Consider the following 20458-nt stretch of genomic DNA (forward strand, 5'->3'; position numbering starts at 1 on the left):
CGCGACGAGCGCCACCACGCGCGACGAACGCGCCGTTCGTCGCACACCGACCACCGTTCGTCGCACACCTCGACCGCCTGCCGCCGTGACGTGGATCACGGTCCGCCGCGGTTCCTAGCCTTCCGTGGTCGGACCGCAACGACGCGACCCTGGAGAGGCTCGATGACGACAGACACCCGCGCGGCGCGGAACGCCGCGGACGACGACCCGGAGATCGTGCCGGACCCGTCCCTGCCCCCCACCGCGGTGCCCGAGGAGCTTCCCGGGGCACAGGCGCGCACCCGCTGGACGCCGCAGAAGATCGCCCTGTGGGCCGCGATCTCCCTGCTCGGCGGCATCGCGTGGGTCATGCTCGCGGTCGTCCGCGGCGAGACCGTGAACGCGATCTGGTTCGTGTTCGCCGCCGTGTGCACGTACCTCATCGGGTACCGCTTCTACTCCAAGGTCATCGAGCGCTACATCACGCGCCCCGACGACCGCCGCGCCACGCCCGCCGAGGCCCGCGAGGACGGCAAGGACTACGTCCCGACCGACCGGCACGTGCTGTTCGGCCACCACTTCGCCGCGATCGCCGGCGCGGGCCCGCTCGTCGGCCCGGTGCTCGCCGCCCAGATGGGCTACCTGCCCGGCACGATCTGGATCATCGTCGGCGTCGTGCTCGCCGGCGCGGTCCAGGACTACCTCGTCCTGTTCTTCTCCATGCGCCGCGGCGGGCGGACCATCGGCCAGATGGCGCGCCAGGAGCTCGGCCGCGTGGGCGGCACCGCCGCGATCGTCGCGTCGCTGCTCATCATGATCATCATCGTCGCGATCCTCGCGCTCGTCGTCGTCAACGCGCTCGGCGAGAGCCCGTGGGGCGTGTTCTCCGTGTCGATGACGATCCCCATCGCGCTGTTCATGGGCGTGTACCTCCGGTACATCCGGCCCGGGAAGATCACCGAGGTCTCGGTCATCGGCTTCGTGCTGCTGCTCGCCGCGATCGTCGGCGGCGGCTGGATCGCGGACACCGCCTGGGGCGCCGAGCTCTTCCACCTCGACCGCACGACCATCGCGGTCGGCGTCATCGTGTACGGCTTCGTCGCCGCCGTCCTGCCCGTGTGGCTCCTGCTCGCCCCCCGCGACTACCTCTCGACGTTCATGAAGGTCGGCGTCATCGTCGTCCTCGCGGTCGCGGTGATCGTCGTGCGGCCCGAGATCACGGTGCCCGCGATCAGCGAGTTCGCGAGCGGCGAGACGGGCCCGGTCGTGTCCGGGGCGTTGTTCCCGTTCCTCTTCGTCACCATCGCGTGCGGCGCGCTGTCCGGCTTCCACGCGCTCATCGCGTCGGGCACGACGCCGAAGCTCGTCGAGAAGGAGCGCCAGACGCGCTTCATCGGCTACGGCGGCATGCTCATGGAGTCGTTCGTCGCGATCATGGCGCTCGTCGCCGCGATCTCCATCGACCGCGGCATCTACTTCGCGATGAACTCGTCCGCCGCCGCCACGGGCGGCACGGTCGAGGGCGCGGTCGCGTTCGTCAACGGGCTCGGCCTCATGGGCGTCAACCTCACGCCGGACATGCTCACGTCGACCGCGGAGGCCGTCGGGGAGCCGTCGATCGTGTCCCGCACGGGCGGCGCCCCGACGCTCGCGCTCGGCCTCGCGCACATCATGCAGCAGCTCGTGGGCGGCACCGCGATGATGGGCTTCTGGTACCACTTCGCCATCATGTTCGAGGCGCTGTTCATCCTCACCGCCGTCGACGCCGGCACGCGCGTCGCGCGGTTCATGCTCCAGGACACCCTCGGCAACGTGTCGCCGAAGTTCCGCGACGTCACGTGGCGGCCGGGCGTGTGGTTGTGCACCGCGATCATGGTCGCCGGGTGGGGCAGCATCCTCTACCTCGGCGTCACCGACCCCCTCGGCGGGATCAACACGTTCTTCCCGCTGTTCGGCATCGCGAACCAGCTCCTCGCGGCCATCGCGCTCGCCGTCGTGCTGGCGATCGTCGCCAAGCGCGGGCGCAGCTACCAGCGCTGGCTGTGGATCGTCGCGGCGCCGCTCGCGTTCACCGCGGTCATCACCATCTGGGCGTCGATCGAGAAGATCTTCTCCCCCGTCCCCGCGGTCGGGTACTGGGCCAACCACAACGCGTTCAAGGACGCGCTCGCCGCCGGCGAGACGTCGTTCGGCACCGCCGGCTCGGTCGAGGCGATGGAGGCGGTCGTCCGCAACACGTTCGTCCAGGGCACGCTCTCGATCGTGTTCGTCGTCCTCGCGATCGTCGTCATCGTCGCGTCGGTCCTCGTGACCGCGAAGGCGCTGCGCGACGGCGGCGGCGCCAACCACGAGGACCCGCCCGTCGCGTCGCGCCGGTTCGCCCCGGCCGACCTGTTCGCGACGAAGGCCGAGAAGGCGATCCAGAAGGAGTGGGCGGCGCTGCCGCCCGAGAAGCGCCCTGCCGCGACGGGGCACCGGTGACGGTGCGGCAGGGGACGCAGGGTCCCGCCACGACGGTCCGCGCGACCGTCGTGGCGGGGCTCCGCACCGCCGCGACCCGCGTGCACGACGGCGCGGCCCGCGTCCGCTGGTACGTGCGGCAGGTGATGGGCGACGACGCGTACGCGACCTACGCCGCGCACCAGCGCGCGGTGCACCCGGGCGGCGTCGTCATGACCGAGCGCGAGTTCTGGCGCATGCGGCACGCCGAGCAGGACGCCAACCCGGGGTCGCGCTGCTGCTGACGGCCTAGGCTCGGCGCCGTGCTCCGCATCCCCCTCGACCTGCTCCTGCCGCGGGTCTCCGTCGCCGACGTCCGGCAGCGCGCCGCGGAGCTGCCCCGCCGCGGGCAGGAGGTCCGGGTCCGCGTGCGCGACGACGTGCTCGTCGCCCGCCGCTGGGCCCGGGGCGCGCACGCGAGCGGGCACAGCGTGCTGCGCGCCCGGCTCACCGAGGAGCCCGACGGCGTCCGCGTGCGCGGGACGGTCGCCCCGAGCGGGCTGGACCTCGTGCTGGTGGCGATCTGGCTCGCCGCGGCCGCCGGGATCGCGACCCTGGGCGCCGTCTACCAGAACGGGGTCGCGTGGCTCGTCGCGCTCCTCCCGCTCGCGTTCGGCGTGGTCTTCGCCGCCTGGCTGCCCGGGGCCGCACGGTCCGGTCACGACGTGCTGCTGCGGGCGCTCGCCGCCCTCGGCGAGGGGCCCGACCACCACGGGCTACGGTGACGGGCGTGGCCCGCCCTCCCGTCCGCATCACCTCCGACCCGCCGCGGGGGACGTTCTCCGCGTGCACCCTCGTGCTCGCGACCGACCCCGAGACGGCGGCCGGGTGGGTCGCCGCCGCGTTCGGCGCGCTGCGCTGGAAGCGCCGGGCGTCCGACACCGCGCACCGCGAGGGCGCGTCGTTGTGGGAGGTCGGAGGCGCGGCCCGCGCGTTCTTCCTCGACGACCTCGACGTGCTCCGCCTCGTCACCCCGCGTGCGGCGGCGTTCTTCTCCCACGGGCGGGCCGTCGCGACGGTCCAGCCCGACGGCGCCGCGCACCGCACCGTCGTCACGCTCTCCCTCGTCGAGGGCCAGCTCTCGTGCCGCGAGAGCTTCGGCGCCGTCGCGCGGCACCTGCACGAGGCCGCGGTCCGCGCCCGGGCGCTCCCGCCCGAGGACATCCCGGTGTGGACGAGCGCCTACGACCTGCCCGCCGGCTCCCCCGGCGACCCGCGGTCGCGCAAGCGCCTCTTCCGCGGCCCCTGAGCACCCGCACCGACTAGATGGACGCCGGCGAAGCGCCTCATCTTCAGACTAGAATTCGAGTCTGAATAGAGACTAGAATCATGGTGTGCACACCTATCCCATGAGCGAAGCGAAGACCAACCTGTCCGCCCTGGTCGACGAGGTGGAGAGCACCCACCAACCGGTGACGATCACCCGTCACGGGAAGGCGGCGGCGGTGCTGATCGCGCCGGAAGACCTGGCGACGCTCATGGAGACGCTGGCATGGCTGTCCGACCCTGACCACGGGGCCGAGATGGCCGAGGCCGAGGAGGCGGTGGCGCAGGGCCGCACCCTGAGCCTCGCCGAGGTGCGCGAGCAGCTGGCCTCGCGACGGTGACCGACGTCGACGGTGGGTGGGAGGTGCGCCTGAGCCCACCGGCCGCACGCACGCTCTACCAGCTCCCCCCACGCCTGACCGACGCCGTGATCCGCTTCTGCGACGAACCACTCGCGTCGAACCCCTACCGGGTGACGAAGGCGCTCGGGGCCGAGCTCGCCGGCCAGCGTGCCGGGTACGTCGGGATCGGGTTCCGCGTCCTGGTCCGCATCGACGACGACCAGCGTCTGGTCACCGTGATGCGGATGGCCTACCGCGCCGACGCCTACCGGTAGCCCAGGACGGGCGCTACGAGAGTCAGCCCCGTTCCAGCCGCGCGAGCTCGACGCCGTCGTGGTCGACGAGCACGAGCACGGCACCGTCGAGCCCGGCGCGGGAGGAGCGGGCCAGGAGATCCGGCACCGGCTCGCCCTCGCAGCCGATCTCGGTGTGCCCGCCCGAGGTGACGACCAGGCGGCCCTCGGCCTCGACGAGCCAGCTCCCGGCCGCGGCGTTGCACCCGTCGGTGCCGGTCCACGAGCCGTCCTCCGCGAGGACGACGTGCGGGTCGGTCGCATAGTCGGCGCCGGGCTGCCAGCGGCCGACCAGGTCGCCCGCGGTGGCGGGCGCCGTGCCGTCGGGCAAGGGTGCGGCCGTCGTCGGCGCCGGCCCGGCCGTCTCCCCCGGGCGGAGGGGCGCGTCGGCGCCCGGCCCGACGCACGAGGCGAGGAGCGCCACGGCGAGCACCGGGAGGGCCGTCGTCCTGGGCAGGGGACGTCGTCGGGTCATGTCTCGGTCGTGTCTCCGGGTGGGCGAACCTTGCACCGCCCGGGCGGGCCGCCCGACGCGAGGGCCGGGCGCCGTGGGACGATGCCGCCCGTGACGGAGCTGACCTTGCACGACGACGCCAAGCGCCGCGTGGTGCGCGCCAACCTCACGTTCGCCGCGATCCTCGTGCCGATCCTCGGGCTCACGGCGGTCTCCCTGGGGATCAGCACGCGCAACCTCGCCCTCGCGCTCGGCTACGCGTGCGTCGTGCTCGCGATGATCCCGCTGACGTACGTGCTCGCGCGCCGGTTCACCGACCGCTCCCGCGTCACGTTCGGCGACGGGTCCGTGACGGTCCAGGGGTGGGGCCGGCCGCGGCGGTTCACGGTGGCCGAGATCGAGCGCGTCGTCACGGTCGACAGCATGGGGTTCGGGGGCATGACGCCGACGCACCACCTCATCGTCGTGGGGCCGACGAAGCGCCTCGCCCTGCTCGTCGGGCAGATGTGGGACCGCGACCAGCTCTCGGCCGTCGCGCTCGACCTCGCGCACCGCGGCGTCCCGCTCAACCCGGTCCACCAGCCGGTCACGCCCGCGCAGCTGCGGGCGATGGACCCCCGGCTCGTGCCGTGGCGTCAGGCGCACCCGGTCGCGCTGGGCCTGTTCGTCGGGCTCGGCGTGCTGCTGTTCTTCCTGGTCGCGTTCGTCGTCATGGTCGCGTTCCTCGTCTGACCGCCGCGTCCGGCCGGGCGCGGTCGTGCCAGTAGCCCTGGGCGTGCACGCGCGAGCGGGCGACGCCCGCCGCCACGAGCTCGGCCCGGACGCGCGCGACCGTGGCGCTCTCCGTCGCGCACCACGCGTAGAAGCCGTCGCCCGCGGAGGCCGCGGACCGGCCGTGCTCCGCCAACCAGTCGCGGACGGCGCCCAGCACCGCCCGCTCGGCGCCGCGGCGTCGCAGGCGAGGCACGTGCTCGACGCGCACGGTCGCGGGCACGTCCCCGAGCGGGGCGTCCGCCGGGTCGTCGGCCTCGACGAGCACGTGCGCCCGGACGTCGGGGCCGAGGCTCGCGAGGATCGCGCGCACCGCGGGCGCGGAGGTCTCGTCCGCGACGAGGAGCACATGCCCGACGGCGGGCCCCGGGTCCCACTGCGTGCCGTGGTCGGTCACGCCGAACCGCGCGTGCGGCGCGGACAGCAGGACGCGGTCCCCGACCGCCGCCCGCCGCGCCCAGGCGCTCGCCGGGCCCGCGGGCTCGTGCAGGTACAGGTCGAGGTCGACCTCGGCGACCTCCGGCCGGACGGCCACGGGCGTGTACGAGCGCATGACGGGGCGCACGTCGTCGTCGAGCGCGGACCATTCACGGCGCCACGTGCTCTCGTCCGCGAGGCGCGCCCGGCGCGCGAGGCGGTCCGCGCCCGGCCCCGGGAGCAGGATCTTCACGCGCTGGTCGAGCCCGACGTCGGCGCACCCGGCGAGGTCCGGCCCGGCGAGCGTCACGCGCACGAGGCGCGGGCCGACGTCGTGCACGCGCGCGACCGTCGTCGGGAAGAGCACGTTGGGCGACCGGTGGAACCGCACCCGGCCGGGCTCCCGGCGCTCGCCGGGGGCCCGGCCGCCGCGTCAGGAGCCGGCACGGTCCTGCAGGAAGCGCTCGACGTCGTCGAGCACGGCCTGCCCGCCGAGCGGCCCGACGCCGCTGATCCAGAAGGACTGGTCCACGACGCGCACGTCGGGGAACGACGCGGCGTTGAGCGGGATCTCCGCGGGGACCGCGGACGCGTCGTCGGGGTCGGCGGCCGAGACCAGCACGAGGTCGGCGGCGGCCTCGGTCACGCGCTCCGGGGACAGGTCCACGGAGATGTCCTCGCCCCACTCCTGCTCCGGCGTCGTGAACCCGACGCACTCGAGCGTGCTGCCCGCGAACGACCGCGGCCCGTACGCGGACACGATGCCGTCGCGCGGGCGCAGGAGCTGCGCCGTCCCGGAGACGTCGTAGTCCTCCTGGAGCTGGGCGCACCGCGCGTCGTAGGCGTCGAGCAGCGCCTGGGCGTCCGCCTCCCGGCCGAGCGCGCGCCCGACGAGCAGCACGTTCTCCTGCCACGGGTCGGTCTGGGTCGCCATGAAGACGGTCGGCGCGACGCTCGCGAGCTGGTCGTACAGGTCGGAGTGGCGCGACTCCGTGCCGAGGATGAGGTCCGGCTCGAGCGCCGCGATGGCCTCCAGGTTCGGCTCGGGCACGGTCCCGACGACCTCGATCGCCTGCGCCCCCTCGCCGAGGTACGCGGGCACGCCCGCCTCGACGCTCAGCACGGCGGCGCCCACGGGGACGACCCCGAGCGCGACGGCGGTGTCCGTCTCGACGGGCTCGAGCGTCACGACGCGCTGCGGCGCCGCGTCGAGCTCGGCGGTCCCCCGCGCGTGCTCGACGGCGTACCCCGCCGCGGTGTCGTCCGGCGCCGGCGCGCCGGTCGCCGCGGGCTCGGGGTCGGACGAGCACGCCGCGAGGAGGGTCGCGGCGAGCACGAGGGCGGTGGTGGTGACGCTGCGGCGCACGCGCGGGCTCGACGTGGTCCGGGAGATCGGCACTGGAGGTTCCTTCGTCATGGGATAGGACTGCCTAACCTTATCTGCCCCACCGGAGTGGGTGACGCCGCGCTGGATACGATCACTGCATGTCCGGGCCCGTGTTCGCCGGCGCCGCCGCCGGTCTCGTCGTGGGCGTCCTGCTCACCCTCGGGCTCGTGCTCGCCTGGCGGCTCGCGCGCGGGTCGCGCGAGCTCGGGAGCGACTCCGACCGGGCGACGTTCCGCACCCTCCACCTCGCGTCGCGCGCCGCGACGCACCTGCGCGACGGGCTCGACGGCGACGACGTCGGCCGCGCGGCCCGCTCCCTGCGCCAGCTCCTCGGCGCCGACGCGCTCGCCGTCGTCACGGCGGACGGGGCGGTCGCCCTCGACGGGAGCTCGACCCTCGAGCCCGACGCGCGGCGCGTCGCCGAGCGCGTCCTCGCGACGGGACGGCGCCACGTCGAGAGCGGCGACGTCGAGGACGCCGTCGGGGCGCCCGTCGTCGCGGGCGGCCGCGTCGCCGGCGTAGTCGTCGCGTTCGCCGACACCGTGCGGCCGCCGCTCGTGCGCGCGACGGGCGAGGTGGCGCAGTGGTGCGCGGCGCAGCTCGAGCTCGCCGAGCTGGAGGCGTCGCGCACCGCGCTCGCCCAGGCCGAGCTCCGCGCGCTGCGCGCCCAGATCAGCCCGCACTTCGTCTACAACGCGCTCGGCGCCATCGCGTCGTTCATCAGCACCGACCCCGAGCGGGCGCGCGACCTCGTGCTCGACTTCGCCGACTTCACGCGCTACTCGTTCCGCGGGCGCGGCGACTTCACGACCCTCGCCGACGAGCTGCGCTCGATCCACTCCTACGTCGAGCTCGAGCGCGCCCGGTTTGGCGAGCGCCTCGCCGTCACCCTGCAGATCGCGCCGGAGTCGCTGACGGCCGTCATCCCCTTCCTCTCCGTGCAGCCCCTCGTCGAGAACGCGGTGCGCCACGGCCTGGAGCCGCGCGAGCACGGCGGGACGATCGTCATCACCGCGCGCGACGAGGGCACCCAGACGGAGATCACGGTCGAGGACGACGGCGTCGGCATGGACCCGGCCGTCGTGCGCGAGCTCCTCACGTCGCGCGACACGACGCACGTGGGCCTGCGCAACGTCGACACCCGCGTGCGCCAGCTCTACGGCGACGACCACGCGCTCGACATCGAGACCGCGCCCGGCTCGGGCACGCTCGTGCGGCTGCGCGTCCCGCGGTCGCAGCCGCTGCACGAGACGGAGGTGAGCGTGCCGTGACCACCCCGGACCCGGCTCCGGCCGGCGGTCTCCCCGGCGGGGCGGGGGACGCCGTCGGGCTGGACGTGCTCGTCGCCGACGACGAGCGGCCCGTGCTCGACGAGCTCGTGGCCCTGCTCCGCCGCGACCCGCGCGTGCGCACCGTGCGCGGGGTCGCGAGCGGCTCCGAGGCGCTGCGCGAGCTCTCGTCGCGCACGGTGGACGCGGCGTTCCTCGACATCCACATGCCGGGGCTGACCGGCCTCGATCTCGCCCGCGCGCTCTCGCGGTTCGCCGACCGCCCGGCGGTCGTGTTCGTCACCGCCGACGAGGCGCGCGCGCTGGAGGCGTTCGACGTCGAGGCCGTCGACTACGTGCTCAAGCCCGTGCGGCGCGAGCGGCTCACGCGCGCGGTCGACCGCGTCGTCGAACGGGTCGCGGAGCGCACCGCGGCGGGGCGCGCCCCCGCGACCGACGCGGCAGCACCGTCCGCGAGCGCCGCCGCTCCCCCACCGGCGGCCGGCAGCCCGGCGGGAGGTGCGGCCCCGGCCGAGGAGACGCTCGTCGTGACGGTCGGCACGACCACGCGGCTCGTCCGGCGCAGCGCGGTGCGGTGGGTGCAGGCGCAGGGCGACTACTCCCGGCTCGTGACGGACACCGAACAGTTCCTCGTGCGCGAGCCGCTCTCCGACCTCGAGGAGCGGTGGGCGCCCGCGGGGTTCCTGCGCGTGCACCGGTCGTACCTCGTGGACCGCGCGGCCGTGACCGCGGCACGGTTCGGCGGGGCGCAGCCCGCGCTCGTCGTCGCCGGGCACGAGGTCCCGGTGAGCCGGCGCATGGTGCCCGCCGTGCGCGAGGCGCTCCTCGGGCCGCACCGGGGCGCGCCGTGACGGGCACCGACCCGCGTCGTGACGCGCGCGTGCGCGTCCGGTCCACCGACCTCCCCGCGACGCGCCCCGGCCCTCGCCCCGGCCCCGGTGAGGGCGCCGTCCCGGAGGGCGGGGCGCCGTCGGGCACGGCGCGGACCGGCGAGCCGGACGACGCCGCGACCGCCTACACGCGCGGGCTCGTGCGGGCCCAGCTCCGGCTCGGGCTGGCGTGCGTGGCGTCGTTCCTCGCGGTCGTCACGCTGCTCACGGTGACGATGAGCGGCGTGCCCGCGCTGGACGGCGTCGTGCTGCTCGGCGTGCCGCTGCCGTGGCTCGTGCACGCGTACGGCTTCTACCCCGTGATCGTCGCGTTCGCGGTCGTCTTCGCGGTCGCGGCGGCGCGCAACGAGCGCCGGTACCGCGCGCTCGCCGAGGGCACGGGCGCGCCCGACGAGCCCGGCCCCGACGACGGCGGTGCGCCGTGACCAGCGCGCTGCCCCTCGTCGCAATCGCGCTGCTCCTCCTCGCGACCGGCCTCATCGGGTTCTACGGCCTGCGGATCTCGCGCACCACGAGCGACTTCTTCGTCGCGTCGCGCACCGTGCGGCCGGTCTGGAACGCGTCGGCGATCAGCGGCGAGTACCTGTCCGCGGGCACGTTCCTCGGGCTCTCGGGTCTCGTGCTGCTGTCCGGCGCGGAGGCGTTCTGGTTCCCCGTGGGGTACGCGGCGGGCTACCTGCTCGTCCTGCTGTTCGTCGCGGGCCCCCTGCGGCGCAGCGGCGCGTACACGATCCCCGACTTCGTGCACGCCCGGCTCGACTCCGTGGTCGCGCGCCGCGTGACGAGCGTGCTCGTGCTCGTCATCGGGTGGCTCTACGTGGTGCCGCAGCTCCACGGGGCGGCGCTCGTCATCACGAGCGTGGCCGCGGTGCCGCCGTGGGTCGGCTCGGTGGGGATCGCGGTCGTGGTGAGCGCCGTCGTCGCCGCGGGCGGGATGCGCTCCATCACGTTCGTCCAGGCGTTCCAGTTCTGGGTCAAGCTCACCGCGCTCGCGGTGCCGCTCGTCTTCGTGCTCATGGCGCTCGGCGGGGCGTTCGAGCCCGGCGGCGCCGTCGTCACGTTCGACCCCGCCGCCGTGTTCCCCCACGAGGCCGGGCCGGGCGGCCTCGACGCGTACGCCACGGTCTCGCTCCTGCTCGCCCTCCTGCTCGGCACGACCGGGCTGCCGCACGTCCTCGTGCGCTTCTACACCTCGCCCGACGGCGGCTCGGCCCGCCGCACGACCGTGGTCGTGCTCGTCATGATCAGCGTGTTCTACATGGTGTCGAGCACGCTCGGGCTCGTGGCGCGGGTCGTCGCGCCCGACCTCGCGGCGCCCGGGGTGGCGGACACGGTCGTCCTCACGCTACCGACCCGCCTCGTGCCCGGGCTCGGCGGCGAGCTCCTCGCCGCGCTCGTCGTCGCCGGGGCGTTCGCCGCGTTCCTCGGGACGTCGTCGGGGCTCGTGGTCGCGCTGGCGGGCGTCGTGAGCCAGGACCTGTTCGGCGGCACCGTGCGGTCCTTCCGCTGGTCGGCGGTCGCGTGCACGCTCATCCCCCTCGCCTTCGCGCTCGTCACCATCCCGCAGGGCCTCGTGACGAGCGTCGGGACGGTGTTCGTCTTCGCCGCGTCGGCCCTGTCCCCCGTGATCCTGCTCGGCGTGTGGTGGCGCGGCCTCACCGCGCGCGGCGCGGTGGCGGGCATGGTCGTGGGCGCCGTCCTGTGCGCGACGGCGCTGCTCGCGTCGTCCGCGCTCGTCGCCGCGGGGTACGGGAGCCCGTCCGGCAGCACGGCCGACGGCGTCCCCGGCGTCGTGCGCGCCCTGCTCGCCCAGCCCGCCGCCTGGACCATCCCGCTCGCGACGGCGACCGTCGTCGTCGTGTCGCTCCTCGACCGGCGCGGCCCGCCGCTGCGCACCGACCGGTTCCTCCGCCGTCTGCACGTGCCCGAGCGCCGTCGAGCCTGAGACTCGTCGCACCGGGAGCTCCGACGACCCTCCGCATCTCACCTGGCGGGCGCTCTCGACCGCATGTCGGATGGGTCGTAGGATCGTGGCAACCATCCAGAGCGGTCGAGAGTCCTGGCTCGACGACACCGCAGCAACCCGCCGACGGAAGCCTCCCGAGGACAAAGGTGCTAACGCCAGGGTCGATGGAGTGACGCATGACCTCAGAGGCATCCTTCGCGCACCGTCCGGGCCGTCCGCGGCCGACGGTGTCGTTCGAGCTCATGCCCCCGCGCCGACCGGACGCGGCCCCGAAGTTCTGGGAGACGGCACGCCGTCTCGTCGCGACGCACCCCGACTTCGTGTCCGTGACGTACGGCGCCGCGGGCACCGACCGCGCGACCGCGCGCCAGGTCGTCGGACGCCTGCTCCAGGGCACGCCCGTGCTGCCGATCGCGCACCTCACCTGCGTCGGGGCGTCGCGCGAGGACGTGGAGTCGGTCATCACCGACTTCCTCGACGAGGGCGTGCGGAGCTTCCTCGCACTGCGGGGCGACCCGCCGCGCGACCAGCCGGACTGGCAGCCCGCGCCGGACGGCGTCCGGTCGTCGACCGAGCTCGTCGCCCTGCTGCGCGAGGTCGAGGCGTCGCGCTGCGCGTCCGACCCGGCCGTCGCGCTGCGCGGCGCGGCCCGGCCGCTGACGATCGCCGTCGCGACGTTCTGCGACGGCAACCCCGCCGCCGGCACGACGCGCACCCAGGAGGTGCGACGCCTCTGGCAGAAGCAGCAGGCCGGCGCGAGCTTCGCGATCACGCAGCTCTTCTACGACGCGTCGTCGTACACCGACTTCGTCGCCGAGGCCCGCGCGGCCGGCGTGACGATCCCCATCCTCGCCGGGCTGCTGCCCACGACGGAGCCCGCGCGGCTCCGTCGCGTCGAGGAGCTCACGGGCGTGCGCGCGCCCCAGCACCTGCTGGACGCGCTCGACGCCCTGCCCGACCCGGAGGCGCAGCACGCCTACGGGATCGCGTACTCGGTCGACCTCGCGCAGCGCGTCCTCGACGCGGGCACGCCCGGTCTGCACGTGTACACGTTCAACAAGCACCGCGCCGCTCTTGACCTGCTCGAGGGTGTCCACCTCGGCGGCGGGTCGGTCGGGACCGGGGGCGGCGCCAGCGCCGCCGCCGCCCCGCTCGTCCCGGACCTGGCCAGCGGGCCGTGGGTCACCGGCACCTCCCTGCCCACGACGAGCGCCGCCACGCACGGCGCGCCCGTCTGACCGGTCCTCCGGACCAGCAAGAGGTTTCGATCATGGCCACTTCCGTACCCTCCCCTACCCAGAACCTGGTCGGCTTCCCCGCCGGCACCGTGCTCGGCTACCCGCGCATCGGCCGCCGCCGCGAGCTGAAGAAGGCCGTCGAGGAGTTCTGGGCCGGCAAGACCTCGGCCGAGGAGCTCGAGGCCACGGCCCGCGAGCTGCGCCTCGCGACCGTCCGCCGGCTCGTCGACCTCGGCCTCGGCGCCGACGACGCGTCCGTCCCCGGCTCGTTCTCCTTCTACGACCAGGTGCTCGACGCCGCCGCCTCCCTCGGGGCGGTCCCGTCGCGGTTCGCGTCGCTGACCGACGACGCGGGCCGCCTCGACCTCGCGGGCTACTTCACCGTGGCGCGCGGCCAGGGGGACGACGCCCCGCTCGAGATGACCAAGTGGTTCGACACCAACTACCACTACCTGGTCCCCGAGATCGGCCCGGACACCCCGATCCGGTTCGTCGACGACCGCGTCGTGCGCGAGTTCGTCGAGGCGAAGGAGGCCAGCGTCGTGACGCGGCCCGTCGTCGTCGGGCCGGTCACGTTCCTCGCGCTGTCCAAGGCCGCCGACGACGCGCCCGCCGGGTACTCGCCGCTCGTCCGCCTCGACGACGTCGTGGCCGCCTACGCCGACCTGCTCCGCGCGCTCGCCGCCGCGGGGGCGCCGTGGGTCCAGCTCGACGAGCCGATCCTCGTCACCGACTCGGTCGACGTGCCGTTCGCCGACCTCGCCGCCGCCGTGGAGTCCGCGTACCGCAAGCTCGCGACGGAGCTCTCCGTCGGTGCCGAGGACGCCGCGCAGGCGCGTCCCGCGATCCTCGTCGCCGCGCCGTTCGGCGGCCTCCAGGCCGCCGCCGAGCACGACGGCGCCGCGGCCCGCGACGGTCTCGCGCTGCTCGCCGGCACGGACGTGGACGCCATCGCGATCGACCTCGTCAAGGGCGCCGTCCCGGCGGCGGCCGACGGCGCCGTCCCCGGCCTCGCGGGCAAGACGCTCGTCGCGGGCGTGATCGACGGGCACAACGTGTGGCGCGCCGACCTCGCGGCGAAGCTCGACGTCGTCGACACCGTCCGGGACCTGGGCGCGGGCGCGGTCACCGTCGGCACGTCGACGTCGCTGCTGCACGTGCCGCACGACGTCGAGGACGAGGCGTTCGCCGAGCCCGGCACGGCGTCGGGCACGACGCTCGACCCGCGCCTGCGCGACTGGCTCGCGTTCGCGGACCAGAAGGTCGGCGAGGTCGCGACGCTCGCCCGCGCGCTCACGGAGGGTCGCGACGCCGTCGCGCCGGAGATCGAGGCGTCCCACGCGGCGGTGGCCTCGCGCGCCGCGGCGAGCGGCGTCGTCGTGCCGGCGGTGCGCGAGCGCGCAGCCGCGCTGACCGACGCGGACTTCGCACGCGGCGACTACGCCGAGCGTGCGGCCGCGCAGCAGGAGCGTCTGAACCTGCCGCCGCTGCCCACGACGACGATCGGCTCGTTCCCGCAGACGCCGGAGATCCGCCGCGCCCGCGCGCTGTGGACGAAGGGCGAGCTGTCGGACGCGGACTACACGACCGCGATGCGCGAGGAGATCGCGCGCGTCGTCGCGCTCCAGGAGGAGCTGGGCCTCGACGTGCTCGTGCACGGCGAGCCCGAGCGCAACGACATGGTGCAGTACTTCGCGGAGCACCTCGACGGGTTCGCGGTCACCGCGAACGGCTGGGTCCAGTCGTACGGGTCGCGCTGCGTGCGCCCGCCGATCCTGTGGGGCGACGTCACGCGCCCGGCGCCGATCACCGTCGAGTGGTCCACGTACACGGCGTCGCTCACCGAGAAGCCCGTCAAGGGCATGCTCACCGGGCCCGTGACGATCCTCGCGTGGTCGTTCGTGCGCGACGACCAGCCGCTCGGCGACACGGCGAACCAGGTGGGCCTCGCGCTGCGCGACGAGATCGCGGACCTCGAGGCCGCCGGCATCGGGATCGTCCAGGTCGACGAGCCCGCGCTGCGCGAGCTCCTGCCGCTGCGCCGCGCGGACCAGCCGGCGTACCTCGACTGGTCCGTCGGGTCGTTCCGGCTCGCGACCTCGGGCGTGGCGGCGGCGACGCAGATCCACACGCACCTGTGCTACTCGGAGTTCGGCGAGGTCATCGGCGCGATCGACGGCCTCGACGCCGACGTGACGTCGGTCGAGGCGGCGCGCTCGCGCATGGAGATCGTGCCGGAGCTGCGCGACGCCGGGTACTCGCGCGGCATCGGGCCGGGCGTCTACGACATCCACAGCCCGCGCGTGCCCTCGACGGAGGAGGTCACCGAGCTGCTGGAGCTCGCCGTGAAGTCGATCGACCCGCGCGTCGTCTGGGTCAACCCCGACTGCGGCCTGAAGACCCGCCGCTACGAGGAGACCGTGCCGTCGCTCGAGCACCTCGTCACCGCGGCGAAGGCCGTCCGGGCGACGCTCGGTTGACCCCGGAGACGCCGGAGGCCGGGTCCCGTCGGGACCCGGCCTCCGTGTCGAGGGTGTCAGCGCTCGGTCGTTCCCGTGCCCGCCATCGGGAGGGCGAAGGCGAGCGTCGCCGCGGCGAGGCCGCCCACGAAGAGCCACACACCGCCGTCGACGCCGGACATGCCCGACCCCATGAGCACGAGCCCGCCGACGAACAGCGCGAACGCCACGACGAACCGTGCGACCGCGCCCGCGTGACCGGGGATGTCGCGCCCTTCGGTCCCGGTGGGGAGGGGGCTGTGCGCCGCCTGCTCGCTGGACGTGGTCATGGGGTTCTCCTTCTGAGGTCGGAACGGGAGCCGGACGTCGCCGTCGGCGATCAGTCCAGGTAGTTCTCCACCGTACCGGGGTCTCGCGCCGTCGCCGCATCCGGGTCGCCGCCGAACTCGCGCGCAGCGCCGCGCTGGCGCAGCAGGTCCCAGCACTGGTCGAGCTCGACCTCGATCGCGCGGAGCCGCTCCTGCTCCTGCGGGCCCGAGATCTCGCCCCGGGCGAGCTGCTCCCGGAGCCGGTGCTCCTGCGCCACGAGCTCGCTGATCGTGCTGCGGATGCCGCCGTCGGTCGTCATGCCGTCCACGGTATGCCCGACGGCGCGGGCGCGCCCCGGGAGGCCGGGCCCCACGCGGGCGCGGCGTCGGCGGTGCGCCCTAGGCTCGTCGCATGACGACGACGATCGGGCGCACGGTCCTGCTCTGCCGCGACCTCGACGCGAGCGCCGCGTTCTGGGCCGACGGGTTCGGCTTCCGCACGTTGTTCCAGGGGGAGACGGAGGGGTTCCCGCTGCTCCACGTCGGCCCCGGACGCGTCGACGAGCCCGGCCTGTGGCTCGTGCCGCTCCCCGAGGGCGGCGCCCCGCTCGTGCGGCACGGCCTGCCCAACCTCGTGCTCTACGTCGACGACCTCGACGCGACCCTCGCACGCCTCGCCGCGGCCGGGGTCGAGCCGTTCGTCGGGCCCGACGCCGACACCGAGACCGGCGACCGGTTCGCGCACGTCCACGACCCCGACGGGCACCGGGTCGTCGTCGTGCAGCTCGGGACGACGACCGACCCCGCGTAGCGGGCTAGCGAGCCCGCACCCACGTCGCGTCGTCGGCGAGGATCGTCACCTCGTCCTGGTCGACGACGACGAACCCGCCCCCGATCCGCAGCTCGGCCGTCGGGCGGTCCGGGGTGCGCAGACGCACCCGGCCCGCCGTGAGCGACGCCGCGACCGGCTGGTGCCGCGGCAGGATGCCCAGCGTGCCCGACGCCGCGGGGACCGTCACGCTCCGCGCCTCCCCCGCCCAGAACACCCCGGACGGCACCACCACCTCCACGGACACCAGCCGCTCCCCGGCGGGTGCGGCGGTCTCGGACGGGGACGGCAGGGCGACGGGCACGGAGTTCCTCCCGGACGGTGGACGGCGGAACCTCCGAGTCTGGCCGGGCGACCCGCTCGCCGGGCCCGGCACTTCGTCACCCGGGTGGGGCCGAAGGTCACCGGGGAAGCGCCCGCCGCGGTGGTTCCGGTGGGTGCCCGCGCGTCGACCGTGGGTGGCCCACGTCACGATGGGCACATGAGCACCCACGCGCACGGCATCCACCACTCGATCGACTACGTCGAGCTCCCCGTGACCGACCTCGCCGCCGCGCAGGCGTTCTACGGCGCGGCCTTCGGCTGGGAGTTCGTCCCCTACGGCCCCGGGTACGCCGGGATCCGCACGGCGGCAGAGTCCGGCGCGGACGAGGCCGGCGGTCTGCGTCTGGCCGAGTCCGGCGACGTGACCCGCGGCGGTCCGTTCGTCCTGCTGTTCTCCGAAGACCTCGACGCGACGCTCGCCGCCGTCCGGGGCGCGGGCGGCGAGGTGGTCGAGGGTCCGTACGAGTTCCCCGGCGGCCGCCGGTTCCACTTCCTCGACCCGAGCGGCAACGAGCTGGGCGTCTGGGCCACGTCCTGAGGGACGGCGTCGGCCGTCGAGCGGGGGTGCGCGGCGACCCGGTCGGCAATCACGTTGACGACGGCGGGTGCCGAGGCCCACCATCGAGGGTGACGGTTGCCGTGGGCAGCCGTCCGTCGTGCCGGACGGGCACGACCACGGTTCAGGATCGCGCCGACGGCGCGCCGCACGGGACGAGGAGACGCGGATGCACGGCACCGCAGGCTGCGAGGTGGCCATGGCGGCCTGCTCGGGCGCCCCCTCTCCCCGCACCGTCACCCGCTGAGACCACCGGGCCGCGAGCCGTCGTCCCCGACGCCCGCCGCGCTCCGGGGCGCGCCGCCGTCCGACGACCCCGTCGTCGCGCGGCCGCGCCGGTCATGACGCGACGGCTGCGGGCACGCCGTCCTCCCCGCCCCCGGCGGCGCCGTCGTGCGCCCGGGCGAGCACGCGTCGTCGTGCACGCCCGCCGGGCCGCGGACCGTCCTGACACGGAAGCAGCGAACCCATGAACCCCCTGACCGAGAAGCAGATCCGCGCGTCGTTCGTCAACGCGTCCAAGCGTGAGGCCGCGCAGGCGACCCTCCCCGACCTCGACACGCTCGACTGGGACCGCCTCGACTACCTCGGGTGGCGCGACCGCAAGGCCCCGCTCCTCGCCTACGCCGTCGTGGAGGTCGACGACGAGCCGCGCGGCGTCCTGCTGCGCTCGACCGACGCCAAGACGGGCGGACGGCGCAAGCGCGCGGTGTGCGCGTGGTGCGAGGACGTCGTCGTGACGGACGACGTCAGCCTCTACGTGGCGCGCCGCGCCGGAGCCGCCGGGCGGCGCGGCAACACCGTCGGCACCCTCATCTGCACGCAGTTCCTCTGCTCGCAGAACGTCCGCCGGGCGCCCACCCGCACCGAGATGGGCGACGACGAGTCGATGCGCGAGCTGTTCGTCGAGCTCCGCGTCGACGGCCTCCGCGAGCGCTCCGCGCGCTTCGTCACCGAGGTCATGCGCGACGTGTGACCGACCGCGGCTCTACCTCGGCGGACCCAGGCTCTCCCTCGGCCGAACCGGGCTCTCCCTCGGTGGGCCCGGGCTCTCCCCCGCGCCAGGAGGGCCACCAGTTCCACCGGCCCAGGAGCGTCATCGTCGCGGGCAGCAGCAGCCCGCGCACGACGGTGACGTCGAGGAGCACGGCGACGGCCATGCCGACGCCGACCTCCTTCATCGCGACGAGCTTGCCCGCCGCGAAGCCGAGGAACACGATGCCGATGGCGACGGCCGCCGTCGTGACGACCGGGCCGGACGCGGTGATGCCGCGGAGCACGGCCCGGTCGTTCGCGACGCGCGGATCCTCGCCGGGCGTGCGGGCCCGCCACTCCTCCGCGGTACGGGAAAGCAGGAAGACCTCGTAGTCGGTCGACAGGCCGAACACGAGCATGCCGACGAGCAGGGGCGTGGTGACGTCGAGCGCGCCCCACGGCTCGAACCCGAGGAGCGAGGCGCCGACGCCGTGCTGGAACACGGAGACGAGGAGGCCGAGCGTCGCCGCGAGCGTGAGGAGGTTGAGCACGAGGGCCTTGAGCGGCACGACGAGCGAGCCGGTGAGCAGGAAGAGCAGCACGAAGGTCGCGAGGACCACGACCCCGGCGGCGAGCGGGAGCCGCTGCGCGAGGTGCTCCTGGGTGTCGACGACCTCGGCGGCCGGTCCGGCGACCCGCACCTCGAGGTCGGTGTCGAGGGCGCGCACGGCGTGCACGAGGTCCTGCGCCTCCTGGGCCGTCGCGTCACCGCCCGGGCCGACGTCGGGCGTGAGGTCGACGACGGTGACCTCGGGCGGGTAGCCGGTGTCCTGCATGGCGTCCTCGACGCCGGGCAGGGCGGCGGCCCGGTCGAGGAGGTCGGGCACCGCCGGGTCGTCGACCGGGCCCTCCACGAGGACGGTGACGGGCGCGACGCCGAGGTCCGCGAAGCGGGAGGTGGTGGCATCGGCGGCGAGGCGCGCCTCGGCGTCGGCGGGCAGCGAGCGGACCTCCGAGCTGCCGAGCGTGAGCGAGCCGAGGGGCACGGCGAGCGCGAGCAGGAGCGACGTCGCGCCGAGCGTGACGAGCACGGCGTGGCGCTGCGCGGCGCGCGCGAGCCGGCCCAGCGTGCCGGCGCCGCCGCGGCCCGTCCACGGGTGGGACCACGTGCGCGCGCCCGGCGCGGGGATCGCGCGGTGCCACGTCGCGACGAGCGCGGGGACGAGCGTGAGCCCGGCGGCGGTCGCGACGAGCACGACGATCGCGCCGCCCACCGCCATGCCGGAGAGCAGGGAGTCGCCGAGCAGGAGGAGCCCGGCGAGCGAGATGGCGACGGCGAGGCCGGAGGCGAGCACGGCCCGGCCTGCGGTCGCGAGGGTGCGCCCGACGAGCTCGTCGAGCGGGAGGCCCGGGGACGCGGCGCGCTCCTCGCGGAAGCGCGCGAGCACGAGCAGGGAGTAGTCGACCGTGAGGCCGAGGCCGAGCAGCGTCACGACGTTCACGGCGAACTCGTTGACGGGCACCACGCCGAGCAGCCCGCTGAGCACGAGCAGCGCGACCGCGATCGCGGCGAGCGCGGAGAGCAGCGGGACCAGACCGGCCCGCAGGCCGCCGAGGACGACGACGAGCACGACGAGGAGCACCGCGATCGCGATCCCCTCGCCGACCGCGGCGTCGGTGATCGCCTGCTCGACGAACGCCTCCTCCGCGAGCAGCGCGCCGCCCACGAGCACCTCGGGGGTGTCGACGGTGTGCAGCGCGTCGGCGACGCGGTGCGCGAGGGCGAGGGCCTCGTCGTCGGACAGCGCGGGGTCGAGCTCGACGACGACGAGCGAGCCCTGCGCGTCGTCGGCGATGAGCCCACCGCCGGTGAAGGCGTCGGAGAGCTCCACGACGCCGGGCATCGCGCGGATGCCGTGCATGACCTCGCTCGCCTGAGCGATGAGGTCGGCGGAGAAGTGGTCGCGCCCGGACAGCACCGCGACGACGGTCTCCCCCTCGGGGGCGAGCTCCTCGAGGCGTTCCGCCGCGAGGGCGGACGCGCTGCCCGGCGGGGCGGGGTCGACGTCGGAGGTCTTGTCGAAGACCGCCCCGCCGAGCACGGCGCCCGCGACGAGGAGGACGGCCCAGACGACGAGGACCACGCCCCGGCGGCGGGCGGCGAACCGTCCGGTCCGGTGCAGGAGGCGTCCGAGCGTCATGGGGGCTCCCCTCGTC

At 75.1% G+C, this 20458-nt stretch carries 23 protein-coding genes and 1 riboswitch; of the genes, 16 read left to right on the plus strand and 7 right to left on the minus strand.

Features of this window, described 5'->3' with window-relative positions; all coding sequences use genetic code 11:
* Positions 1 to 162: 162 nt before the first annotated feature.
* From MT994_RS01770 to MT994_RS01795, 6 genes are all read left to right on the plus strand, one after another.
* Positions 163 to 2460, plus strand: coding sequence for a carbon starvation CstA family protein (locus tag MT994_RS01770; protein WP_021481587.1), 2298 nt, complete (start codon positions 163 to 165; stop codon positions 2458 to 2460).
* Positions 2457 to 2723, plus strand: a complete 267-nt coding sequence (locus MT994_RS01775; protein ID WP_354804852.1) for a YbdD/YjiX family protein — start codon at positions 2457 to 2459, stop codon at positions 2721 to 2723. The genes MT994_RS01770 and MT994_RS01775 overlap by 4 nt, the downstream gene beginning before the upstream one ends.
* A gap of 18 nt (positions 2724 to 2741) precedes the next feature.
* Positions 2742 to 3203, plus strand: coding sequence for a hypothetical protein (locus tag MT994_RS01780; protein WP_354804854.1), 462 nt, complete (start codon positions 2742 to 2744; stop codon positions 3201 to 3203).
* A 5-nt stretch (positions 3204 to 3208) separates the two neighbouring features.
* The gene (locus MT994_RS01785; RefSeq protein ID WP_354804856.1) at positions 3209 to 3727 is read left to right on the plus strand and encodes a hypothetical protein; all 519 of its coding nucleotides are present in this window, start codon (positions 3209 to 3211) and stop codon (positions 3725 to 3727) included.
* Between the two features lie 85 nt (positions 3728 to 3812).
* The gene (locus MT994_RS01790) at positions 3813 to 4085 is read left to right on the plus strand and encodes a type II toxin-antitoxin system Phd/YefM family antitoxin (protein ID WP_021483656.1); all 273 of its coding nucleotides are present in this window, start codon (positions 3813 to 3815) and stop codon (positions 4083 to 4085) included.
* Positions 4082 to 4360, plus strand: a complete 279-nt coding sequence (locus MT994_RS01795) for a type II toxin-antitoxin system RelE/ParE family toxin (protein ID WP_354804858.1) — start codon at positions 4082 to 4084, stop codon at positions 4358 to 4360. Before MT994_RS01790 ends, MT994_RS01795 begins: the two co-directional genes overlap by 4 nt.
* Before the next feature lie 22 nt (positions 4361 to 4382).
* Here MT994_RS01795 and MT994_RS01800 read toward each other — a convergent pair whose 3' ends face one another.
* The gene (locus tag MT994_RS01800) at positions 4383 to 4853 is read right to left on the minus strand and encodes an META domain-containing protein (protein WP_354804859.1); all 471 of its coding nucleotides are present in this window, start codon (positions 4851 to 4853) and stop codon (positions 4383 to 4385) included.
* A gap of 90 nt (positions 4854 to 4943) precedes the next feature.
* Here MT994_RS01800 and MT994_RS01805 point away from each other — a divergent pair, with 90 nt between their 5' ends.
* On the plus strand, positions 4944 to 5564 hold the full coding sequence (locus MT994_RS01805; protein WP_021482172.1) for a hypothetical protein: 621 nt from the start codon (positions 4944 to 4946) through the stop codon (positions 5562 to 5564).
* Here MT994_RS01805 and MT994_RS01810 read toward each other — a convergent pair.
* Both MT994_RS01810 and MT994_RS01815 read right to left on the minus strand, forming a co-directional pair.
* A complete protein-coding gene (locus MT994_RS01810; protein WP_354804861.1) occupies positions 5542 to 6411 on the minus strand; it encodes a siderophore-interacting protein in 870 nt (289 codons plus the stop codon). The two genes, MT994_RS01805 and MT994_RS01810, sit on opposite strands and share 23 nt — an antisense overlap.
* A 42-nt stretch (positions 6412 to 6453) precedes the next feature.
* The gene (locus MT994_RS01815; RefSeq protein WP_354804862.1) at positions 6454 to 7419 is read right to left on the minus strand and encodes an iron-siderophore ABC transporter substrate-binding protein; all 966 of its coding nucleotides are present in this window, start codon (positions 7417 to 7419) and stop codon (positions 6454 to 6456) included.
* Between the two features lie 86 nt (positions 7420 to 7505).
* On the opposite strand from MT994_RS01815, the gene MT994_RS01820 reads away from it, so the two are divergent.
* From MT994_RS01820 to metE, 6 genes are all read left to right on the plus strand, one after another.
* A complete protein-coding gene (locus MT994_RS01820) occupies positions 7506 to 8678 on the plus strand; it encodes a histidine kinase (protein ID WP_034653820.1) in 1173 nt (390 codons plus the stop codon).
* Complete coding sequence (locus tag MT994_RS01825; protein ID WP_354804864.1) at positions 8675 to 9547, plus strand: LytTR family DNA-binding domain-containing protein; 873 nt, start codon at positions 8675 to 8677, stop codon at positions 9545 to 9547. The genes MT994_RS01820 and MT994_RS01825 overlap by 4 nt, the downstream gene beginning before the upstream one ends.
* A complete protein-coding gene (locus MT994_RS01830; RefSeq protein ID WP_354804866.1) occupies positions 9544 to 10011 on the plus strand; it encodes a heavy metal transporter in 468 nt (155 codons plus the stop codon). Before MT994_RS01825 ends, MT994_RS01830 begins: the two co-directional genes overlap by 4 nt.
* On the plus strand, positions 10008 to 11531 hold the full coding sequence (locus tag MT994_RS01835) for a cation acetate symporter (protein WP_085387031.1): 1524 nt from the start codon (positions 10008 to 10010) through the stop codon (positions 11529 to 11531). The genes MT994_RS01830 and MT994_RS01835 overlap by 4 nt, the downstream gene beginning before the upstream one ends.
* Positions 11532 to 11620: 89 nt before the next feature.
* Positions 11621 to 11723: riboswitch (SAM riboswitch) on the plus strand.
* Between the two features lie 5 nt (positions 11724 to 11728).
* Complete coding sequence (locus MT994_RS01840) at positions 11729 to 12790, plus strand: methylenetetrahydrofolate reductase (protein ID WP_043655337.1); 1062 nt, start codon at positions 11729 to 11731, stop codon at positions 12788 to 12790.
* Between the two features lie 32 nt (positions 12791 to 12822).
* Complete coding sequence (gene metE / locus MT994_RS01845) at positions 12823 to 15270, plus strand: 5-methyltetrahydropteroyltriglutamate--homocysteine S-methyltransferase (protein WP_354804867.1); 2448 nt, start codon at positions 12823 to 12825, stop codon at positions 15268 to 15270.
* 56 nt (positions 15271 to 15326) lie between these two features.
* Here metE and MT994_RS01850 read toward each other — a convergent pair whose 3' ends face one another.
* Complete coding sequence (locus MT994_RS01850) at positions 15327 to 15578, minus strand: hypothetical protein (RefSeq protein ID WP_021483231.1); 252 nt, start codon at positions 15576 to 15578, stop codon at positions 15327 to 15329.
* A 50-nt stretch (positions 15579 to 15628) separates the two neighbouring features.
* Entirely contained in the window at positions 15629 to 15877 is a 249-nt protein-coding gene (locus tag MT994_RS01855; protein ID WP_354804869.1) for a DUF2630 family protein, read from the minus strand.
* Between the two features lie 92 nt (positions 15878 to 15969).
* Here MT994_RS01855 and MT994_RS01860 point away from each other — a divergent pair, with 92 nt between their 5' ends.
* Positions 15970 to 16368 (plus strand): VOC family protein, encoded by a 399-nt coding sequence (locus tag MT994_RS01860; RefSeq protein WP_354804871.1) that lies wholly within the window; start codon positions 15970 to 15972, stop codon positions 16366 to 16368.
* A 4-nt stretch (positions 16369 to 16372) separates the two neighbouring features.
* Here the strand turns inward: MT994_RS01860 and atpC are convergent, their stop codons facing one another.
* Positions 16373 to 16690, minus strand: a complete 318-nt coding sequence (gene atpC, locus MT994_RS01865; RefSeq protein WP_249355997.1) for an ATP synthase F1 subunit epsilon — start codon at positions 16688 to 16690, stop codon at positions 16373 to 16375.
* Positions 16691 to 16867: 177 nt separating this feature from the next.
* Between atpC and MT994_RS01870 the strand changes: the two genes are divergently transcribed.
* Together MT994_RS01870 and MT994_RS01875 are read left to right on the plus strand one after the other, a co-directional pair.
* On the plus strand, positions 16868 to 17248 hold the full coding sequence (locus MT994_RS01870) for a VOC family protein (RefSeq protein WP_211932580.1): 381 nt from the start codon (positions 16868 to 16870) through the stop codon (positions 17246 to 17248).
* A gap of 487 nt (positions 17249 to 17735) precedes the next feature.
* Positions 17736 to 18242, plus strand: coding sequence for an FBP domain-containing protein (locus tag MT994_RS01875; protein WP_021483431.1), 507 nt, complete (start codon positions 17736 to 17738; stop codon positions 18240 to 18242).
* On the opposite strand, the gene MT994_RS01880 is transcribed toward MT994_RS01875, so the two are convergent.
* Complete coding sequence (locus MT994_RS01880) at positions 18226 to 20442, minus strand: efflux RND transporter permease subunit (protein WP_354804873.1); 2217 nt, start codon at positions 20440 to 20442, stop codon at positions 18226 to 18228. The genes MT994_RS01875 and MT994_RS01880 overlap by 17 nt on opposite strands.
* Between the last annotated feature and the right edge of the window lie 16 nt (positions 20443 to 20458).

Origin of the sequence: Cellulosimicrobium sp. MI9406 (genome assembly GCF_040595865.1) — a bacterium.
GTDB lineage: Bacteria > Actinomycetota > Actinomycetes > Actinomycetales > Cellulomonadaceae > Cellulosimicrobium > Cellulosimicrobium funkei.

Excerpts from the sequence above, each read along its gene's own strand:
- MT994_RS01875 (WP_021483431.1), top strand. The coding sequence starts at position 17,736 with ATGAACCCCCTGACCGAGAAGCAGATCCGCGCGTCGTTCGTCAACGCG.
- metE (WP_354804867.1), top strand. The coding sequence starts at position 12,823 with ATGGCCACTTCCGTACCCTCCCCTACCCAGAACCTGGTCGGCTTCCCC.
- MT994_RS01820 (WP_034653820.1), top strand. The coding sequence starts at position 7,506 with ATGTCCGGGCCCGTGTTCGCCGGCGCCGCCGCCGGTCTCGTCGTGGGC.
- MT994_RS01880 (WP_354804873.1), bottom strand. The coding sequence starts at position 20,442 with ATGACGCTCGGACGCCTCCTGCACCGGACCGGACGGTTCGCCGCCCGC.
- MT994_RS01855 (WP_354804869.1), bottom strand. The coding sequence starts at position 15,877 with ATGACGACCGACGGCGGCATCCGCAGCACGATCAGCGAGCTCGTGGCG.
- MT994_RS01800 (WP_354804859.1), bottom strand. The coding sequence starts at position 4,853 with ATGACCCGACGACGTCCCCTGCCCAGGACGACGGCCCTCCCGGTGCTC.
- MT994_RS01850 (WP_021483231.1), bottom strand. The coding sequence starts at position 15,578 with ATGACCACGTCCAGCGAGCAGGCGGCGCACAGCCCCCTCCCCACCGGG.
- MT994_RS01770 (WP_021481587.1), top strand. The coding sequence starts at position 163 with ATGACGACAGACACCCGCGCGGCGCGGAACGCCGCGGACGACGACCCG.
- MT994_RS01840 (WP_043655337.1), top strand. The coding sequence starts at position 11,729 with ATGACCTCAGAGGCATCCTTCGCGCACCGTCCGGGCCGTCCGCGGCCG.
- MT994_RS01870 (WP_211932580.1), top strand. The coding sequence starts at position 16,868 with ATGAGCACCCACGCGCACGGCATCCACCACTCGATCGACTACGTCGAG.
- MT994_RS01860 (WP_354804871.1), top strand. The coding sequence starts at position 15,970 with ATGACGACGACGATCGGGCGCACGGTCCTGCTCTGCCGCGACCTCGAC.